Source organism: Pseudomonas sp. CMR5c (genome assembly GCF_003850545.1).
Classification (GTDB): domain Bacteria; phylum Pseudomonadota; class Gammaproteobacteria; order Pseudomonadales; family Pseudomonadaceae; genus Aquipseudomonas; species Aquipseudomonas piscis.
Genome location: NZ_CP027705.1, coordinates 3,959,996 through 3,977,378 on the forward strand (window position 1 = coordinate 3,959,996; position 17,383 = coordinate 3,977,378).

Sequence of the window (17,383 nt, forward strand, 5' to 3'; positions counted from 1 at the left end):
GTTTCAACTCCCTGTGGTGGATGGGGCGAACTGGCGCTCGTAGGCCAGGACATGCTCGGGGAAGAGCTCGTCATAGGTGGGCGACTCGATGCCCAGCACATGCACTTCCATGGCGTCGATCCCGGCATCGGCCGAGTAGTCGAGAATGCACAAGCCGGCCGCGCGAATCTGCTGGGGGCCAGCACCTTGCACCGTCAGTTTGAACGCTCCCTGGTCATTCCCGGCGCAAGCCCGGACCTGTTCCTGAATCGCGGCATAACCAGGCCCCGGGACGAAGAACCCGAAAGCCACGCCCATGGGCGGGTCACCCTGTTCGAGGTCGGACCAGCCAATGAGCTGCCCATGACTGAAGATCTCGAAGCGCCCCATGCCGATACCCTTGAAAGAACCAATGATTGGCTGGCAAGGGTAACCGATCGCCATTCAACATCGCGCTGCGCGGCACTGTCTTGACCCTTTGCACCTGACGGCCGATGTAGGCATCGACAGCGTTTAATGAGATAAAGCCACAGCCCAGCCCATAGGAACTCTCGATGATGCGCCACCTCAGTACCGCCCTCCCGGGCCTCGTCATGGCGACCCTGCTCTGTGCATGCACTACGCAATTGACCGAGGGCGGGCGCCGGGTGAACCTGGTCACCGCGGCCTCGGCCCAGGCCTGCAAGGTAATCAAAGGCTTCACCGTCAAGGGCTCGTCCAATGGCGATGCATTGAACATGGCCTTCAACCGGGCAGCCGAGTTGGGCGGCGACAGCGTGAGCGTCATCGATGTCGGCGACGATTCCAGGCTCCAGGCAGCGGCCCTGCAATGCCGCCGTGATGCGCCGCGCGACTGACCATCGCCTGCACCTTCACCGGCCCCTTTGCACCCGTTCCCCTGGTCATGATCACGACCCCCAGAGATTTCAGCCAATGTCCAGGAAAGCACCCGCAGGGGCCAATACCGCCAGCGCCGCCGATATCGAACGCTCGATCCAGGCCCTCAACAAGATGGCCGAACGCCTTTGGGGAGAAGGCAGGGAAGCCGAGGCCCAGGCGCTGATCAATGCCCTGGACGCCCTGAACCGGGCACTGGATCGCATCCGCATCGGTGAAAGCCGCAGGGCCGTCACCGTCCATTGACCAGGCCTGTTTCCCCGCCAGATCCATGAAAGCAGAGCGCCATTAGCACATCAGCGCTAGTCGACCCCTTTGCCCTGGCCCGCCTATAGTCCCGCCCCGCCGCCCCGATGCGGGCGTGACCAGAACCACCAAGGAAGGACCACCCATGGCGAACTCTCTGCCGTGCGCCGGGCGTTCGCTGCTGGCGCTCAGCCTGCTGTGCGCCAACGCCATGGCCGGTACCGCGGGCGATTACTGGATAGTCCACGGCAAGCCGGAGCGCTATCGCCACGAGGTGTTCATTGCCGATGCCGCCGGTATCCTGCACACCCCTGAAGGGGTGCAGTCGGCCATGATCCTGCAGATCTTCGAAGACCCGGCCATGCCGGTACTGACGGCCTACGAGATCCAGTACAAGTGCCAGGAACACAAGCTGCGCCTGGACAGCGCCAGGAACATGCGGCGCCTCGACTACGCTTTCAAGGACGCGACCACCAGCCGTGGCTGGATCGATCCGCAACAGTCCGCCTATTGGCTCCAGCGCAGCTACGCGTTCGTTTGCGCCCCCCGCAACCGCGACCACAACCGGATGCTGCCGCTCGGCAAGATGTCCAACGCGCAGATGGTCCAGGCCGTCCAGGCGATGTTCCTGGAGCCGCAAGACAATCCGTCCGACAGCACAATGAACCCTGACCTGGATACGATGCTCGACCCTGTACCGTGAAAGACGATGGGGCGTATTCAGCACCCGAGCTGATCGGCAAGATCCAGGAAGTCCCGGGCGTTGATGTCGAACCTTGCGTCGAACGCCGTATCGACATCGCCATCAGGACCGAACTCCAGGGGCCTGGCCACGAACGCGGTCTTGAGCCCCAGGGCGCCGGCGGCCAGCAGATCGTACTTGTGGCAGGCGACCATCATCGCATTCCCGGCGCCGATGCCCAGGTAGCGCAGGGCCATCTGGTAGGTGCGTGGGTCGGGCTTGAAGGTGCCGGCCATCTCGGCGGCGAAAATGGCATCCCAGGGCAAGCCGCCACTGCGGGAAATGTTGATGACCGCGCTGACGTCGGCATTGGACAGGGTCACCAAAGTGAAACGCGGCTTCAGTCGCCGCAGTCCGGCAATCGCATCGGGCCAGGGCGTGATGGCCTGCCAGGCAACATTGATCCGCTCGCGCTCATCAAGCGTCAGGAATTGCAGCCCATGGGCCTCGATCACCTCATCCAGGGCTTGCCGGTAGAGGCGATCCACCGAACTCCAGGGCCGCGCACCGGCAAGAATTCCATCCAGCGCCGGCCGGTACTTGTACCGCCAGGCATCGACGAAACGCCCCCAGTCAATGTGCGCCCCGCGGTCGCCTGCCACCAGCCGGGCCTGTTCGGCCACGCTCGAGCGAAAATCGCAGACGGTTCCCTGGACGTCGAAAATCAAGGCTTGCAGCGAACTCATCACCTATTCCCTCCATGCGAGCGATCGAAGCTCCCACGCCCTGGCCGCAGGGCACTTGTGGCTCCAAGGCCGGCCGCAGCACGCTCCAGCCGGGGCGCAGCAAGCATAGCAACGGTGCTTGTGACATAGCGTGCCCACAGCCCTTCACCCACAAGGAACCTGCTGGTTTCCAGCGTGAGGCGCAACGCCCTCAAGCTGCCAGGTGTGCCCGGAAGAACGGCACTACCCTGGCCAGCGCCCTTGCCGTCGCTTCAGGCTGGTCGTACAGCTCGTAGTGCGAGGTATTGGGCAAGACCAGCAGCTCCTTGTCTCTGGAGGCCGCGCGGCCATAGAGCTCCTGGCCGTCACGATAGGCCCCGAAGCCTCCGGGCCTGTCACCGATCACCAGCAGCAACGGCTGGGTCAACAGCACTTCGGCGAGGTGGAAGGCGTCCCAGTCCACCGCCGCCGCACGACGCGAAAACAGGAAGCTGGTGGGACCATGCTCGGCACGGCCCCGTGCAGTCTTGTAGTAATCGGTGGCTTCGAGAACATCGATGTCGTTGATTCCGACTTGCTTGGCCGCTTCCACCGATGGCGGCAGCACATCGTCCACCCGCCCTTGGCCACCCCGGGCCTCGGCGGTGCGCTGCGCCGCGATGGCTTCCAGCGTAGCGATTGGATCGTAGCCGCCAAAACCCTCACGGCTCAGGCGCCCGAAGTTGACCCCGGTGATGCTCGCCACCGCCCTGATCCGCCGTTCGGACTTGATCGCGCTGATGGCATAGCCGCCGCCACCGCAAATGCCCAGAACGCCGATGCGATCGGCATCGACATAGGGCAGCGTCACCAGGTAATCGACCACCTGGCGAAAGTCTTCCACGCGCTGCCCCGGGTCCTCGACCAAACGCGGCTCGCCACCGCTGGCGCCCTGGTAGCTGGCGTCGAACGCGATCACCACGAACCCCGCCTTGGCCAGAGCAGCGCCATACACATTGCCGGAGGTCTGCTCCTTGCAACTGCCGATGGGGTGCGCGCTGATGATGGCCGGATACTGCTTGTCGCTGTCGAACTGGGGTGGGAAGTGCAGGTCCGCGGCGATGTGCCAGGCCATGCCTGGGTTGCTGAACTGGACGGTTTCAATCGTGTGGCTCATGACCGGATCCTTGCATTGATGATGACAATCGGGGTTATGCCTGCTTCGGCAGTTGCCGTGTGCCATGCAGGTTAGGCCTTGAGCGGTCTATTGATAATCCTTCAGAATCAGCATTCAGTCATAAGCAGGCTTGATAAATGCAAGGGCATCGACTTCGAGACCTGGAAGCTTTCCTCGCGGTAGCGGAAGAAGCCAGCTTCACCCGCGCAGCCGCGCGGCTGGGCATTTCGCAATCGGCCCTGAGCCAGGTCATCCGCGGGCTGGAGGAAAGCCTCGGCTTGCCACTGTTCGCCCGCACCACCCGCAGCGTCTCGGTGACGCCGGCCGGCGAGCGCTTGCTGCTGCTCATCGGGCCGGCGGTGGGCCAGATCCACGCGGGGCTGGAGAAAGTCACCGAGCTGCGGGACAAGCCCTCGGGCACCATCCGCATCAGTGCCGATGAATACGCGGTGCACAGCGTGCTGCAACCGGCGCTCAGGCACTTCCTGCCGCAATACCCGGATATCAACGTCGAACTCACCGTCGACTACGGCCTGACCGATATCATCAGTGGCCGCTACGATGCCGGTGTACGCCGGGGCGGGTTGGTGGCCAAGGACATGATTGCGGTGAACATCAGCGCACCGCACCCGATGAGCGTGGTGGGCTCGCCCGCCTACCTCGCGCAGCGCCAAGCGCCGCAGCAGCCGCGAGACCTGACCGACCACGCCTGCATCAATCTGCGCCTGCCCACCCATGGCGAGCACTTCGCCTGGGTGTTCGCCAAGACGGGCCAGGAGCAACGGGTCCGGGTCGAGGGCCAGTTCATCAGCAACAGCATCGCCTCGGCGCGCGAGGCTGCCTTGCACGGCCTGGGCCTGGCGTACCTGCCCCTGGCCTACGTCAGTGATGCCCTGGAGAGCGGGCAGCTCGTCGAAGTGCTGCCGCAATGGCGCAAGACATTCGAACCCTATTACCTGTACTACCCCAGCCGCCGTCACCCGTCGGCAGCCTTTACCCTGCTGCTCGAGGCATTGCGCCACAAACCACAGGCCGCAGCGTTATCTACCTGAGGTGTGCCGAATGGCTCCCGGCGGCTGACCATTGATGCGCTTGAAAGCCCTGCTGTGGGCCGCCAGGCGCGTGGGACTTCCAATGGTTCACGCTGATGCGCATGGCGCCACCCAAGATGGCCCACACGGCATCGGGGTGGACTTGCTCCGGCGCCCGGGAATCGTCATCGGCACGTGCGGCTGCGTGCTTGCCCATACCGGCCAAGTTGCCGCGACATGGCGCGGCCACAGGCCCGGCGCTGCACATTTGAACGAAGCGGGAGCTGATCAGGGGCGGGGTTGCCCATGCACCGCCCGCAGGAAATCGGCCGCCAGGTGATGTGCCCATGAACGTGCCGTAAAGCCTGCGAGATAAGCGCAGTGGCTGCCTCGCCGGGTAACGGCCAACAACGTCCTGGGCATGCGTGACAGGGCGTTCTGATGATCGCGCACGTTACCCAGTACGCAGACCGGATCATCCTCGGCATTGAGCACCAGCAGCGGGATGGTCACGGTCTCCATCACCAGCATCGGATTGCAGGCCTCGAGGAAGGCTTGCTGGGTGGGATAACCCGCGCACTCGTACAGGTGCCGGTGGAACTCATCCAGGCTCTGCGCCCCCTCCAGGGCCGCCAGGCTGGGCAAGTGCGCCAGCGCCTGGCGATTGGGGGCCACGAACTGGCGCACCAGTTTCCTGGCCATCAAGCGGGTATAGGGCGCACGTGCACGGCCGAAGGCCACGCGGATGTCGTAGCCCGGGCAATAGGCGAAGGCGCCCCGCAACGGCGTATCGGCGCCCTGCTCGCCCAGGTAGCGGATCAGCAGGCCGGTGCCGGCAGAAATGCCGGCAGCGTACAGCGCCGATTGCGGGTAGCGCTCGGCGATCAGCCGCAATTGTTCACGCAGATCGGCGGTATCGCCCATGGTGTTGAAACGCGGGCTGGTCAGCGGCAACTGGCCGTGGCCGCGACGCTCGCATAGCACCACGCGCCAGCCGGTGAGCCGCCTCAGATCACGGACGAAGCCACGCATGCTGTGTGGCGAGCCGGTGATGGTATGCAGCACCACCAGGGTCGGGACCTGCTCCGGCAGATCGCAGCCAAGCCAGTGCAGCGCGGTGGTGCCGCCATCGGCCATGCGCAAGGTATCGACATGCTCGTAGCTCAGGCGCGCAGCCAGGACCTTCTTCAACCCCAGCCCAAGCAGTTGCAGGTGGCCGTTGAACAACCAGGGCGTGGCCCAGAAGCGTCGGCTCAAGCGCGGTACCTGGGCAATCAGCGCCTGGTTCTGCGGGTTGGGCTGATAGATCAACTGTGGCCTGCGTGCGGCCGTGAACAGATAGTACGCACCCAGCCCGACAGCCAGCACGGCACAGGCGCTGATCCAAATCGACATCCAGAGTCCCTCGATCAAAATGTGCAACACGGGTTCAGGTCGCTACGCTGGCCAAGACCTGGACCCACGTCAATACCTGGCTTCAGCCCCGGGGCCGATTGCGCACCACCTCTTCCTCCAGTTGCAGGAGCAAGCGCTGCAGGCGAGGTTCGCGCGCAACGTGCCAATCCGTGAACACATTGAAGATGCCGCGCATGATCGAAATGGGCGCCCAGCGAAAAGGCGCGGTGATGCGCGGCTGGCGCTTGCGCAATCCCCGCACCACGCCACGGCCGATCACTTCCGGCCCCACCGGCTGGTTCAAGAACGGCGGAACCCCGATTTCGTTCATTTTGGTGGCGATGGCGTTGCCACCGAAGGCGACCTTGGCGATGGCCGTATTCACCCAGCCCGGATAGAGCACGCTGGCAGTGGCGCCGGTACTGCCCAACTCGGCGCGCAGCGAGCGAGTCAGCGACTCCACCGCCGCCTTGGACAAGGCGTAGGGCGCATTGGCCATGCCATTGAGATAGGCGTAGGTCGACGAAGTGACCAGGATCTGCCCGCGGTTGCGCACGACTTCCGGCAATGCCGCGCGCACCGTATGCCACACGCCGAACAGGTCCACTTCGACGATGCGCCGGAACTCATCCTCATCGCAGGTGCGCAAGGTCGCCGGCGTGCCCTTCCAGGAAATGCCGGCGTTGGCGAAGGCCACGTCCAGATGGCCAAAGCGTTCCACGGCCTGGTGTACCACCTGCCTGGACGCCGCGCTGTCGGTCACATCCAGCTCCAGGGCCAGCACTCGTTGGCCATCGAACTCCTGGGCCAATTGGTCCACAGCCTCCTGCCGGGTATCGGTCAGCACCAGGTTGGCGCCATGCACATACAGCTCCCGGGCGGTGGCGGAGCCGATGCCGCCGGCCGCACCGGTGATCAGGACAACTTTGCCGTGAAGGTCGTAGTTCATGCTGTCTGTCTCTTGTTGTTGGGTCGGGAAACTGCCGCGCCGCCTTGCCTATGACCTGGCTGCCAGCCAGTACCCCGCCATCGAGGTCATGACCCACGGGACAGCGCCGGCCGGCGGTGCTCAGGACGTCTTGCGGGTGTTCGTGAGTCGTACCGCTTCAGCCACCTTGCTTGGCTCGAAGCCGATCCGCTCGATCAAGCGCCGCAGCAGACCGCATGCTTTGGCCACCATGCCGTTGCTGCTCGGCACCGTGACCAGGTCACGCCGGCGCTCGATGCAGTCGACGAGGGAAGCAACCACCTGGTCCAGCGCCACGAACTTCCAGATGCCCCGGTGGTTGTTCCACACCAGGGCGCTGCACGGATGATCGATGACCGCCTCCATCATCGGCGTCTGGAAGAACGTCGGATGAAAACTCCCCACCCCGACGCCCTGGGGCTTGAGCTCCAGGCGAATGCTGTCGCACAGGGCCCAGACCCCAGCCTTGCTGGCGGTGTAGTGCGCGTTCAGGGGCGAATGCACGAACGCCGCCATCGAGGAGATGGCCAGCAGGTAACCCTGGCGCGCCTTGACATACGGCAGAGCGGCACGGAAGGTGCGCCAGACGCCGTTGAGGTTGATATCGACAACCCGGTCGAAGGCGGCAGGTTCCATGGACTCCAGCGATTCGGGAGAGCCGATGCCCGCCCCGGCGATCACCACATCGATGCCGCCAAAATGCCCTGCAGCATCCTTGAGCGCCGCCTCCAGGCTCTGCAGCGAACGCGCGTCGGCCACCCAGCCAGCGGCAACGCCGGGACCGCCCAGGTCGATTGCCAGGGCATTGAGGCTGTCGCGGTCCAGGTCCAACAGGACCAGCTTGGCCCCCTTCCCGCGCAGTGCGATGGCAGCGGCCCTGCCAAGGCCGCCGGTGGCGCCGGTGATGGCGATGACGCGATCTCTGAGTACGTAACGGGTCATGGTTGCTTTCCTAGCGAGTCTTGGATGCAGGGAGTACACAGGCCGCGTTATCCACGGGAGCGCCGTTCAGGCTCATTGTTCTTTGGCGCCACCGGGACCGTGCGCAGGAGGAAGTCGACCTGGTCGGCCACCACTTCCTCGAACGGCTTGCCGACATAGATAGCGAAGTGGCCGTAGGGATAACGCTTGATCTCGTGATGCGGAGCGCGCCCGGCGTGTCGCAGGGTCGCCTTGGCCGGAGCCACGCTATCGGGGTCGCAAACGCTGAACAGCACGGGAGCTTGAATCGCGGGAGTCCGGCGCCCGGGGTAGTAGCGGATGATGTCCAGGGCGAAGCGTGCGGCGATTTCGTTGCGATTGCTGGCACCGGGAGCGATCAGCCCGTGGTACCCGCCCCAGCTATCGGGCGAAGTCATGAACGCCGTCTCACCCGGCTGGCCGGCGAGCGCGGCCATCACCGGCCTGGCACCGAGCATCGCGCCGAGGCGGTCCAGCACCGCCAGCGCGGTGAGCTTGATGGACACCAGCGGCTGGGTGACGAGACTGGAGGCCAGGCCATCGGTGAAGGGGCACTGGGAAATCACCGCAGCCACCTGCGGGTCCTCGGCGGCGATCGTCAGCACATGCCCGCCACCAAAGGAAGTGCCCCAGATCGCCACACGCTCCGGGTCCACTTCCGCAAGGCTTCGAGCATGGGCAAGCGCTGCGTGCCAGTCCTCCAGCTGGCGCTTGATATGCAGCAATTGGCGAGGCTCGCCATCGCTGTCGCCAAAGTGCCGGTAATCAAAGGCCAGGCAGGCGTACCCGGCCGCCACGAAGCGTTGAGCGAAAGCAGGAATACGCATTCCCCGGGTGCCACCCAGCCCGTGGGCCATCACCACCACAGGGAACGGCCCGGCACCTGCCGGCCGATAGAAGTCGGCTACGCAGCGAGTGGCATTGGAGTAGAAGTGCAGCGTTGTCGAGACCGGGGACTCACTGATATCGCTCATGGTTCGCTTCCGTTGGAATAGCTGGCGTAATTGCATTGTTGGCAAGGTAAAACGGCCCTGCTTGACGCTATCCGCCGGCCCGCTTATCAGTTCACGCCAACAACACAGTGGACTGCGGCCCGGCAGGCGCGTGCGGTTAGCCTGCCTCCTGGAGATTGGCCTGCTCTCTAACAGCCTTGGCGACGCGGTCAGGGTCGAAGCCAATGCGCTCGATGATCCGCCGTAGCAGCCCGGGCGCCTTGGCCACCAGGCTGTTGCTCCCCGGCACGGTGACCGTGTCGCGCCGACGCTCGATGCAGTCGACCAGCGCCGCGACCACCTGCTCCAACGACACCAATTTCCAGAGCCCCTGGTGGTTGTTCCAGACCAGCGCACTACAACGCCCCTGGAGCGCGGCATCCATCATGGGTGTCATGAAGAAAGTTGGGTGAAGAGACCCGACCCCTACCCGCAACTGCGCCAACTCCAGGCGAATGCTGTCGCACATGGCCCAGACGCCAGCCTTGCTGGCGCAGTAATGGGAGTTCAGGGGCGAATGCACGAAGGCAGCCATGGACGAGACGGCCAACAAGTAACCCTGGCGTTTCCTCACATGGGGAAGCGCCGCGCGGAAGGTCCGCCACACGCCGTTGAGGTTGATATCGATAGTCCGCTCGAAAACCTCCGGGCTCATGGACTCCATGCTTTCCTGGGTAGCCACGCCGGCGGCCGCCACCACCACGTCGACTCCCCCGAAGTGCTGCGCAACGGCCGCCAGGGCCGTTTCCAGGCTATCCAGCGAGCGTACGTCAGCGACCCAGCCCGCCACCTCATCGGGCTTACCCAAGGTCGCGGCCTGTTTATCCAGGACCTCAAGATCCAGGTCGAGCAACGCCAGCTTGGCCCCCCTGCCCCGCAGCGCCTGGGCCGCGGCTCTACCCAGTCCTCCTGTGGCGCCGGTGATGGCGATCACGCGGCCTTTGAGGTCGTAGTTGTTCATGGCAGCACCTTCAGCAAGTCTCGGGGAGGGGTGGGCAAGCACTCTGTTCAGCAGCGCATCGCGCTCGAAGCAGCGTGTATGGGCATTCTTGACCACTGCCCAAAGAACGGCTTGACGCTACCCGTCGCACGGCTTGACACTTTGCGCCAAACAACAATCGAGAGCTCGCATGAGCCAGCCACTGCACCGGCGCGTGGTTCCGGAAACCTACGTGCAACTGCTTTACGACTACCTGAAAGCCCACGGGCACGATCCGGTTTCAGTGCTCGAAGAACCTTGGCCGCAGCCGGATCCGAACGGCGCCGGAGGAGTCGACGTCGAGCACTGGGAACATATGCTGGCCATGGCTGCGCGGCAGCTGGGCGATCCGCTGCTGGGCATCCACCTGGGCCGGACGATCAGCGCCCGACACTTTGGAGTGCTCGGTTCGGTGCTCCTGGCCTGCAACACCCTCGAGGCGGCCCTGGCGCGCCTGGAGCGTTATCTGCGCCTGGTGTTCGATGTCCTGCCGATGTATCGCCGTGAAGGACAGGGCTGGGTGGAAATCGTCTGGGACACCAGCGAGTACCAGCCCGGCCCCTTGGTCAATGAAACGGGAACCGTGGCGATGGTCCAGTTCTGCCGCGACCTGGTCGTTGGCGCGGTCGATCCGATCCAGATCGACTTCAATCATCAAGGTCCCACTGACCCTGGCCCTTATGAAGAGTTCTTTGGCTGCCCCGTGCGTTTTGCCCAGGCGCAAGCGGTGATGCGCTTTGCCTCGGATGTGCTGGCTATGCCGCTGAAAAGCCCTGACCCGGCGCTGATCACATTGCTGGAACAGCATGCGGACCGGCTCCTGGCACAACTGCCACAGCAGGATGAGATGGTGGAGCAGGTACGCAAGACCATTTCCAGGGAGCTGCACGAGGGTGAACCAAGCATCGAGCGAATCGGGGCCCGGCTTCGTCTCTCCCCGCGGACCCTGCAACGGCGCCTGCAAGAGACCGGCACCACTTTTCGCGGCGAACTGAACCTGGTGCGCCATGAACTGGCCTTGTCATACCTGCGCGACCCGCGCCTGCAGATCGTCGATATCGCCATGCTCCTGGGGTATTCGGAACACAGCGCCTTCACCCGGGCATTCAAGGAGTGGAGTGGGCAAACGCCACTTGAAGCCCGGCAGAACCAGCGCTCCTAGGAAGAATGCCGGCCCTTGCTTCAAGGCAGCCCGGGCATTCGCGTCCGGGCCCTTCGCCTGACGACACAGGCCAGGCATGAAAGGTAGGCCCGGGGTCAGTGAAGTACCCAGCGATTCCTGGAAATACCGGTATAGCGCTCATCTGCCATCAAGCGCCTTCACCCTCGGCCAACGCACCAGGAACCGCCATCACGCTGCCCATTGCGGGCAGCGTGCTGAAAGCTCAAGGCCGTGGCCGTACGAGCGAGGCCCGGAGAGGCTTCAGACCACGACTTGTTCAGTGGCGTCCTCTGTCCCCTGCTCCTGGGGACGTTCCTTGGGCTTGGACTGTTTGCGTCGCGCTTGTCCACGCTGGCGTGAGGCCTGCTGCCTGGCATGCAGCGCCTGGGAGGCGGTGACCGTACCAGCAGCCTGGCCATCCAGGTCGAGCCGCGGCGCATCCTGGGTCATGCAGGTCCAGTAGCGACTGCCCTTGCACCAGGTAGCGATACCCAGCTTGAGCTGCTCGCTGGTCAGGCCGAGCAGTTCCAGGTGCTGCTCGGCATCCTTGAAGATGCCCTCCTTGAGCGGAACCTTGGGCGCCGGATTGACCGGAAAGGCCAGTGGAAAGTGCTTCTGCAATCGCCAGATGGCCTCTACCGCAGGATCTTGCTCACGGGGCTTGGTGTGCGGCGCAGGTTTGCGCTTACCCTGTTTGCTGCTTTCAGTTTTTACCTGCTGTTGTTCAGCCCGCAGGCGGTCACGTAGCTCAGCTAGTTGCTCAAAACCCATCGTTCATTTCAGCTTCATGGTTGATTCGTGGCGCAAGATTACCCCAAGCAGTCGTTTGGAGCAGCCTAAACCAACAACGAAATCAACACCGCACTCCGAGCGGTAGCTGGCCCCAGGGCCTCGGCTCTCACTCCCTCAGCTTCTGGGCAATCGTGCGCAATGGCGCAAGTACCTGGCGCCTGGCGCCGGCAAGGAGCGATTCCTGCTCGAAGATGGGCAACGGGCCAACTCGCTCATTGGGCTGTTTGTAGCCAGGGAACAAACCCAGGGCGTTGCCACGTTCGACACCGACAGCCGCACCGGCGCTCCAGAAGCCAGAGGCGACCAGCTCCTGGACCTGCGCGCGGCTACGGGCGCCCGAGGCGAAGGGGCTGTCGGTGCCGAACAGCAACCGATCCGGCTCGAACAGCTCGCGCAACGTGGCCATGGCCGGACGCGATAGCGAGGTGGCGGTATCCAGGTAGAAGCGCCTCAGGTAGGTCAGAACGCCCTGAGGGGCGGTGTCGCCGTACTCGATCATGGTGTTCGCCAGCGATACCCGCCAGGCGACATAGGGCAGGAAGCCTCCGGCATGGGCGAGGATCCAGCGGATCCTGGGGAAACGCTCCATGGTGCCCGACAGGATCAGGTTCAACCCCGCTCGCGTAACATCGCAGGGGTATTCGACCACGCTCAGTGGCGTGCCCAGGCCGAGAGCATCCTTGGCCGGCACATTGGGGTGGACGAAGACGACCGCACTGCGCTGGTTCAGTTCGTGCATCAGCTCCTCGAACAGCGGATCGCCGAGGAATTTCCCCTCGTTGCTGGCCATCAGCACCACGCCATCGGCGCGCAGGATATCCAGCGCGTGGACGGCCTCGGCGCAAGCCAGCTGGGTGTAGGGCAATGGCAGGTGCGCGAAGAACCCGACCCGCCCCTTGTAGCGCTGGGCCAGGGCACGGGAGAACTCGTTGCTGCCGCGGGAAAAAGCGGCCAGTTCAGTTGCGGCCAGCTGGATGCCAGGCAGTACTTCAGAGGTGATGGCCGTCTGCACGCCCTCCTCCTCCATGGACGCCATGAACGACTCGGGCGACCAATCGGGCAGCTCCTGCCCGGCCAGCGACCGGGTGTTGTGACGGGCCAGCACGCCGCGCAAAGCCGGAGACCGGGTATGACGGTGAATGTCGATGCTGCCCCCCCGTGCGACGGCGGTGTCGGTCGCCTCGCCTGCAACAGGGTCGAGGCGCCCCAGCGGTTTGTTCTCCGATGTGTTGTTCATGTACGAGGCCAACTCCCTGCCCCCACGAGCGCGTCAGCACCCACGACCAACGTAAGACCTTTCATGACCACCTCATGTGCTTATAGGTAAACCCTGGAAATCAACGATCTCGCATGGACTCGGCGAGGCCGGACATCGGCCTGGTCATTGCCCGCCGCAACCGCTCCGCCACGGACTCGTCCTTGAAGATCGCAGAGGCCGTGACCACCTCGTCGGGCCGGCGGTACTGGGGGAACAGCTCGAGCGCATGGCCCCGGGCAATGCCGTATTTGGTCGGTTCGGCAAATACGTCGGACTTATCCAGGGTGCGGCATTGCAGGGCCGAGGCCGGGGCCGGGGCAAACGGAAAGTCGCTGCCGAACAGGATGTGCGAAGGGTCCACCAGCTCCTTCAAGGCCACCATGGAGTAGCGTGACGGCGACAGCGCGGTATCGAAGTAGAAGCGCTCGATATAGTGCTGCACGCCTTGGGGCACATGGCGCTGCAGATCGCCGAGGTCCACCGCGCTCAAGCGCCCGGCCACGAACGGCAGGAAGCCGCCGGCATGGGCCAGGATCCAGCGGGTACGGGGATACTTCTCCTGGGTTCCGGTGAGGATCAGGTTGACGGCGGCTCGGGTGGTGTCACAGAGAAACTCGATGAGAAAGCCCGGCATGTCCAGGGCGATGTCGATGCTGGTCGCATGCAGGTTGGGATGCACGAAGACCACCGCCCCGCGGCGATCCAGCTCGCTCATCAACTCATCGAACAGCGGGTCGCCAAGGAAATGGCCGTCGGTACTGCCCAGCAGCACCACCCCATCGGCCTTGAGCACGTCCAGGGCGTAGATGGCTTCGCTGCAAGCGTGTGCCGTGAAGGGCATGGGCAGCACCGCGAAGAAGCCGAACCGGCCCGGATAGCGGGCCATCATCCCCGCGCAGAACTCATTGCAACGCCTGGCCAGGTCGACGGCCTGGGCCGGGCCATCACCGAAGTGCACGCCCGGAGCGGAGAGCGAGGCAATCGCCGTTTGAATGCCGTTGGCATCCATCACGGCAATGGACTTTTCCGGCGTCCACTTGGGCAGCAGGGCCCCGGCGACCTTCTGGATACCCTTGGCTTGCATGGTGGCGACGAAGGCAGGGGGAATGACATGGTGATGGACGTCTATGCGCCCTTGCTGGATAGCCATGAGGGTTACCTTGGCAAACACGGAGTTAGAGTCGAATGGCGACTCACCACTAACACAACCGCTTAATGATGATCACCACTGTTCACATAGATCAAGAATTATTCATCAGCGAGATGCACTTCATTCGCCAACCACACTCTCTAAAAATCTATAACTCCTTGAAAAACATTGAGTAAATTCCTTTACCCGGTTTTTCAGAGGACATACGGGGAAAAAATAGGCGGTGCGTCAGTTGATTTAACGTGAACAGCAGTGTTCACTAGCGAGCATTCAACGTTGCGAAGGCCTGAATCCGTGAGCATCATCCAAAAGCGTATCCATGACGCCGCCCTGCAGCTGTTCGCCCAGAAGGAACTGGCTGACATCAACGTCAGCGAACTGGCCCAGAAGGCCGGGTTGGCGCGCAACACGGTGTACAAGAACCTCGACTCCATCGACTCGCTGTTCGAGACGGTCGCCACCAAACTCGCATCCGAGATGAACGAACGCGTTGGCAGGAGCGCAGCCCCCGGGCTGGATCCGGCGCAACGCCTGTCCAATGGCATTCGCTTCTACATCCGCCGGGCCCACGAGGAACGCCACTGGGGCAGCTTCCTGGTGCGCTACGGAGCCTCCCATGCCTCGCTGCAGGCCTTGTGGGATGGCCCACCGGTAAGGGACATCCTCGAAGGGCTCGCCAGCCAGCGCTACAGCTTCCGCCAGGAGCAGCTCTTGTCGGTCATTGGCGTGGCCGCCGGCTCGGTGCTACTGGCCATCAGCCTCGTCCTGCAAGGGCACAAGACCTGGCGCGACGCCGGCGCCGATACCGCCGAGTTCGTGCTGCGTGCCCTGGGCGTTCCGGCGGATGCCGCCCGGGAATTCGCCACGGCCCCACTTCCGGAGCTTCCCCCCCTGGAAGACTGATCGACCTGGTTCTGCAAAGCGCACCACGTGATGCGCAGGAGGAGCTTATTGCCTTAAAAAAAGTGCACGGACAGGCCAGGCCAACCGGCCGCACCTGCTGATCAGCCGCCCGCCAGTACCCTGGGGGCAAATCCATCACCCCGACGAATACGGACTTCATCGAACCCTCGATGACCTGTACGGGTCGGCTCGTCCCGCAAAAAGAGCCTGCGTCGCAAAACAAGAACAACAAGAGGTAGTGAAGATGCTCAAGCACCCCCTAAGGCGGGCAATCCGGCTCGCCAGTGTCATCAGCCTTGCAACCCTGGGTTGCGCCCAAGCCCAGGCCGTGAGCTTTGCCATCGGCGAAATCGATGGCCAGCTGGACTCCACCCTTTCCGTCGGCGCCAGTTGGGCGTTGCGCAACCCGGACCCCGACCTTTTGGGCAGCAGCATCACCGACGACGGCCGGCGCAACTTCAAGAAGGGCGAGACCTTCTCCAAGCTCTTCAAGGGCATCCACGACCTGCAGCTAAGCCATGGCGATACCGGCGTGTTCCTGCGCGGCAAGTACTGGTACGACTTCGAGCTCAAGGACGAGAGCCGCCCGTTCAAGGATATCGACGACCACGGGCGCAAGCCCGGCGCCCAGTCCAGCGGCGTGCAATTGCTCGACGCCTTCGTCTATCACAGCTACACCATCGGCGACCTGCCGGGCACCGTGCGCCTGGGCAAGCAGGTGGTGAACTGGGGCGAGAGCACCTTCATCCAGGGCGGCATCAACAGCATCAACCCGGTAGATTTCGCCGCGTTGCGCCGCCCTGGTTCCGAGATCAAGGAAGGCCTGATCCCGGTCAACATGTTCTACCTGTCGCAGAACCTCACGGACAACCTGAGCACCGAGCTGTTCTACCAGCTGGCCTGGGACCAGAGCGTGATCGACAACTGCGGCACGTTCTTCGCCGTCAACGATGCGCTGCCCGACGGTTGTACCGGCCTGACCGCCGGCCCCGCGCTGAATCAGAACGCCCTGGCCCAGGCTGCGTTGTCGCCTTTGGGCATCGACCTGACCAGTGAGGGCATCCGCGTGCCACGGGGGCACGACAACGATCCGCGCAACGACGGGCAATGGGGCGCGGCACTGCGCTGGTTCGCCCCGGAGCTGAACAGCGAGTTCGCCGCCTACTTCATGAACTACCACAGCCGCATGGCCTACATCAGCGGCATCACCAGCCCGCACATGGCCGACCGGGGCTTCGCCGGCCCGATCTGCGCCAACCTCGGCATCGGCAATCCGGCCGTGTGCAATGCGCTCCTTGGCAGTCCCCTGGGCCAAGCGGCGGCCCAGGCCTACAGGCTGGGTACCTCGCAGTACCTCGCCGACTACCCGGAAGATATCCAGCTGTACGGCCTGAGTTTCAGCACCAGCTTGCCCACCGGCACCATTCTCTCCGGCGAGCTCAGCTACCGGCCGAACATGCCGATCCAGATCAACTCGGCCGACCTCATCGCCGCCACCTTCGGCGACCCCAGCGCGTCACCGGTGCTGTCCTCGGGTTACCTACCCATTGCCAACAGCAGCTCGATCAAGGGTTACCAGCGCAAGGAGCTGACCCAGGCCCAGGTCAGTGCCACACACTTCTTCGACCAGGTCATGGGGGCCGACCGCCTGACCCTGATCGGTGAGGTCGGGGTGACCCACGTCAGCGGCATGGGGGGCAGCGGACTGCGCTATGGGCGCAATCCCACCTTCGGCATGGGCGAGCTGGCCGACAACAGCATCTGCACCAGCCAGATCAACACCAAGACCCCGCAGTACTGCACGAATGACGGCTACACCACCAGCACCTCCTGGGGTTATCGGGCGCGGGCGATCTGGGAATACAGCAACGTGTTCGACGGTGTCGATCTCAAGCCCAGCCTGGCCTGGTCCCATGACGTCAAGGGCTACGGGCCGGAGCCTGGCTTCAACGAAGGCGCCAAGGCCATCAGCCTGGGCCTGGACGCCGTCTACCTCAATACCTACACCGCCAGCCTCACCTACACCGACTTCTTTGGCGGCGACTACAACGCGATGACCGATCGCGACTATGCCGCCCTGAGTTTCGCCGTATCGTTCTAAGTGGAGTT

18 protein-coding genes are annotated in these 17,383 nt (G+C 63.8%); 7 read left to right on the top strand and 11 right to left on the bottom strand.

What is annotated here, in order from left to right; genetic code table 11:
* Positions 1 to 3 precede the first annotated feature (3 nt).
* On the bottom strand, positions 4 to 423 hold the full coding sequence (locus tag C4K40_RS18240) for a hypothetical protein (protein ID WP_256223900.1): 420 nt from the start codon (positions 421 to 423) through the stop codon (positions 4 to 6).
* A 110-nt stretch (positions 424 to 533) separates the two neighbouring features.
* Between C4K40_RS18240 and C4K40_RS18245 the strand changes: the two genes are divergently transcribed.
* From C4K40_RS18245 to C4K40_RS18255, 3 genes are all read left to right on the top strand, one after another.
* Positions 534 to 836 (top strand): hypothetical protein, encoded by a 303-nt coding sequence (locus C4K40_RS18245; RefSeq protein WP_172681619.1) that lies wholly within the window; start codon positions 534 to 536, stop codon positions 834 to 836.
* A gap of 76 nt (positions 837 to 912) precedes the next feature.
* Positions 913 to 1,122 (top strand): hypothetical protein, encoded by a 210-nt coding sequence (locus C4K40_RS18250; protein WP_022639170.1) that lies wholly within the window; start codon positions 913 to 915, stop codon positions 1,120 to 1,122.
* 145 nt (positions 1,123 to 1,267) lie between these two features.
* Positions 1,268 to 1,825, top strand: coding sequence for a hypothetical protein (locus tag C4K40_RS18255; protein ID WP_172681620.1), 558 nt, complete (start codon positions 1,268 to 1,270; stop codon positions 1,823 to 1,825).
* Positions 1,826 to 1,842: 17 nt separating this feature from the next.
* Here C4K40_RS18255 and C4K40_RS18260 read toward each other — a convergent pair whose 3' ends face one another.
* Positions 1,843 to 2,550, bottom strand: coding sequence for a haloacid dehalogenase type II (locus C4K40_RS18260; protein WP_053130822.1), 708 nt, complete (start codon positions 2,548 to 2,550; stop codon positions 1,843 to 1,845).
* 190 nt (positions 2,551 to 2,740) lie between these two features.
* Entirely contained in the window at positions 2,741 to 3,685 is a 945-nt protein-coding gene (locus C4K40_RS18265) for an alpha/beta hydrolase (protein WP_218188660.1), read from the bottom strand.
* Between the two features lie 137 nt (positions 3,686 to 3,822).
* Between C4K40_RS18265 and C4K40_RS18270 the strand changes: the two genes are divergently transcribed.
* Positions 3,823 to 4,737 carry a LysR family transcriptional regulator gene (locus C4K40_RS18270; protein WP_053130825.1) on the top strand — a complete coding sequence of 305 codons (915 nt, stop codon included), beginning with the start codon at positions 3,823 to 3,825 and terminating at the stop codon, positions 4,735 to 4,737.
* Positions 4,738 to 5,004: 267 nt separating this feature from the next.
* Here the strand turns inward: C4K40_RS18270 and C4K40_RS18280 are convergent, their stop codons facing one another.
* The 5 genes from C4K40_RS18280 to C4K40_RS18300 form a co-directional block, all read right to left on the bottom strand.
* The gene (locus C4K40_RS18280; RefSeq protein ID WP_053130828.1) at positions 5,005 to 6,111 is read right to left on the bottom strand and encodes a YheT family hydrolase; all 1,107 of its coding nucleotides are present in this window, start codon (positions 6,109 to 6,111) and stop codon (positions 5,005 to 5,007) included.
* 82 nt (positions 6,112 to 6,193) lie between these two features.
* A complete protein-coding gene (locus C4K40_RS18285) occupies positions 6,194 to 7,060 on the bottom strand; it encodes an SDR family NAD(P)-dependent oxidoreductase (RefSeq protein WP_053130831.1) in 867 nt (288 codons plus the stop codon).
* Positions 7,061 to 7,180: 120 nt separating this feature from the next.
* Positions 7,181 to 8,020, bottom strand: coding sequence for an SDR family NAD(P)-dependent oxidoreductase (locus C4K40_RS18290; RefSeq protein WP_053130834.1), 840 nt, complete (start codon positions 8,018 to 8,020; stop codon positions 7,181 to 7,183).
* Positions 8,021 to 8,067: 47 nt separating this feature from the next.
* Complete coding sequence (locus tag C4K40_RS18295) at positions 8,068 to 9,012, bottom strand: alpha/beta hydrolase (protein WP_053130837.1); 945 nt, start codon at positions 9,010 to 9,012, stop codon at positions 8,068 to 8,070.
* 136 nt (positions 9,013 to 9,148) lie between these two features.
* A complete protein-coding gene (locus C4K40_RS18300; RefSeq protein ID WP_053130840.1) occupies positions 9,149 to 9,991 on the bottom strand; it encodes an SDR family NAD(P)-dependent oxidoreductase in 843 nt (280 codons plus the stop codon).
* 169 nt (positions 9,992 to 10,160) lie between these two features.
* Here C4K40_RS18300 and C4K40_RS18305 point away from each other — a divergent pair, with 169 nt between their 5' ends.
* Complete coding sequence (locus C4K40_RS18305) at positions 10,161 to 11,171, top strand: AraC family transcriptional regulator (RefSeq protein ID WP_053130842.1); 1,011 nt, start codon at positions 10,161 to 10,163, stop codon at positions 11,169 to 11,171.
* Positions 11,172 to 11,432: 261 nt separating this feature from the next.
* On the opposite strand, the gene C4K40_RS18310 is transcribed toward C4K40_RS18305, so the two are convergent.
* The 3 genes from C4K40_RS18310 to C4K40_RS18320 form a co-directional block, all read right to left on the bottom strand.
* Positions 11,433 to 11,942 carry a ProQ/FINO family protein gene (locus tag C4K40_RS18310; protein ID WP_053130845.1) on the bottom strand — a complete coding sequence of 170 codons (510 nt, stop codon included), beginning with the start codon at positions 11,940 to 11,942 and terminating at the stop codon, positions 11,433 to 11,435.
* Between the two features lie 127 nt (positions 11,943 to 12,069).
* Positions 12,070 to 13,200, bottom strand: coding sequence for an amidohydrolase family protein (locus tag C4K40_RS18315; protein ID WP_053130848.1), 1,131 nt, complete (start codon positions 13,198 to 13,200; stop codon positions 12,070 to 12,072).
* Between the two features lie 100 nt (positions 13,201 to 13,300).
* Positions 13,301 to 14,371 carry an amidohydrolase family protein gene (locus tag C4K40_RS18320; protein WP_053130851.1) on the bottom strand — a complete coding sequence of 357 codons (1,071 nt, stop codon included), beginning with the start codon at positions 14,369 to 14,371 and terminating at the stop codon, positions 13,301 to 13,303.
* Positions 14,372 to 14,665: 294 nt separating this feature from the next.
* On the opposite strand from C4K40_RS18320, the gene C4K40_RS18325 reads away from it, so the two are divergent.
* Both C4K40_RS18325 and C4K40_RS18330 read left to right on the top strand, forming a co-directional pair.
* Positions 14,666 to 15,274: a TetR/AcrR family transcriptional regulator gene (locus C4K40_RS18325; RefSeq protein ID WP_022639186.1), complete on the top strand. Its 609-nt coding sequence runs from the start codon at positions 14,666 to 14,668 to the stop codon at positions 15,272 to 15,274.
* A 244-nt stretch (positions 15,275 to 15,518) separates the two neighbouring features.
* A complete protein-coding gene (locus C4K40_RS18330; protein ID WP_053130853.1) occupies positions 15,519 to 17,375 on the top strand; it encodes a DUF1302 domain-containing protein in 1,857 nt (618 codons plus the stop codon).
* Positions 17,376 to 17,383: the final 8 nt, after the last annotated feature.

Excerpts from the sequence above, each read along its gene's own strand:
- C4K40_RS18295 (WP_053130837.1), bottom strand. The coding sequence starts at position 9,012 with ATGAGCGATATCAGTGAGTCCCCGGTCTCGACAACGCTGCACTTCTAC.
- C4K40_RS18320 (WP_053130851.1), bottom strand. The coding sequence starts at position 14,371 with ATGGCTATCCAGCAAGGGCGCATAGACGTCCATCACCATGTCATTCCC.
- C4K40_RS18265 (WP_218188660.1), bottom strand. The coding sequence starts at position 3,685 with ATGAGCCACACGATTGAAACCGTCCAGTTCAGCAACCCAGGCATGGCC.
- C4K40_RS18245 (WP_172681619.1), top strand. The coding sequence starts at position 534 with ATGATGCGCCACCTCAGTACCGCCCTCCCGGGCCTCGTCATGGCGACC.
- C4K40_RS18305 (WP_053130842.1), top strand. The coding sequence starts at position 10,161 with ATGAGCCAGCCACTGCACCGGCGCGTGGTTCCGGAAACCTACGTGCAA.
- C4K40_RS18240 (WP_256223900.1), bottom strand. The coding sequence starts at position 423 with ATGGCGATCGGTTACCCTTGCCAGCCAATCATTGGTTCTTTCAAGGGT.
- C4K40_RS18255 (WP_172681620.1), top strand. The coding sequence starts at position 1,268 with ATGGCGAACTCTCTGCCGTGCGCCGGGCGTTCGCTGCTGGCGCTCAGC.
- C4K40_RS18285 (WP_053130831.1), bottom strand. The coding sequence starts at position 7,060 with ATGAACTACGACCTTCACGGCAAAGTTGTCCTGATCACCGGTGCGGCC.
- C4K40_RS18270 (WP_053130825.1), top strand. The coding sequence starts at position 3,823 with ATGCAAGGGCATCGACTTCGAGACCTGGAAGCTTTCCTCGCGGTAGCG.
- C4K40_RS18300 (WP_053130840.1), bottom strand. The coding sequence starts at position 9,991 with ATGAACAACTACGACCTCAAAGGCCGCGTGATCGCCATCACCGGCGCC.
- C4K40_RS18260 (WP_053130822.1), bottom strand. The coding sequence starts at position 2,550 with ATGAGTTCGCTGCAAGCCTTGATTTTCGACGTCCAGGGAACCGTCTGC.
- C4K40_RS18330 (WP_053130853.1), top strand. The coding sequence starts at position 15,519 with ATGCTCAAGCACCCCCTAAGGCGGGCAATCCGGCTCGCCAGTGTCATC.
- C4K40_RS18290 (WP_053130834.1), bottom strand. The coding sequence starts at position 8,020 with ATGACCCGTTACGTACTCAGAGATCGCGTCATCGCCATCACCGGCGCC.
- C4K40_RS18310 (WP_053130845.1), bottom strand. The coding sequence starts at position 11,942 with ATGGGTTTTGAGCAACTAGCTGAGCTACGTGACCGCCTGCGGGCTGAA.
- C4K40_RS18280 (WP_053130828.1), bottom strand. The coding sequence starts at position 6,111 with ATGTCGATTTGGATCAGCGCCTGTGCCGTGCTGGCTGTCGGGCTGGGT.
- C4K40_RS18315 (WP_053130848.1), bottom strand. The coding sequence starts at position 13,200 with ATGAACAACACATCGGAGAACAAACCGCTGGGGCGCCTCGACCCTGTT.
- C4K40_RS18250 (WP_022639170.1), top strand. The coding sequence starts at position 913 with ATGTCCAGGAAAGCACCCGCAGGGGCCAATACCGCCAGCGCCGCCGAT.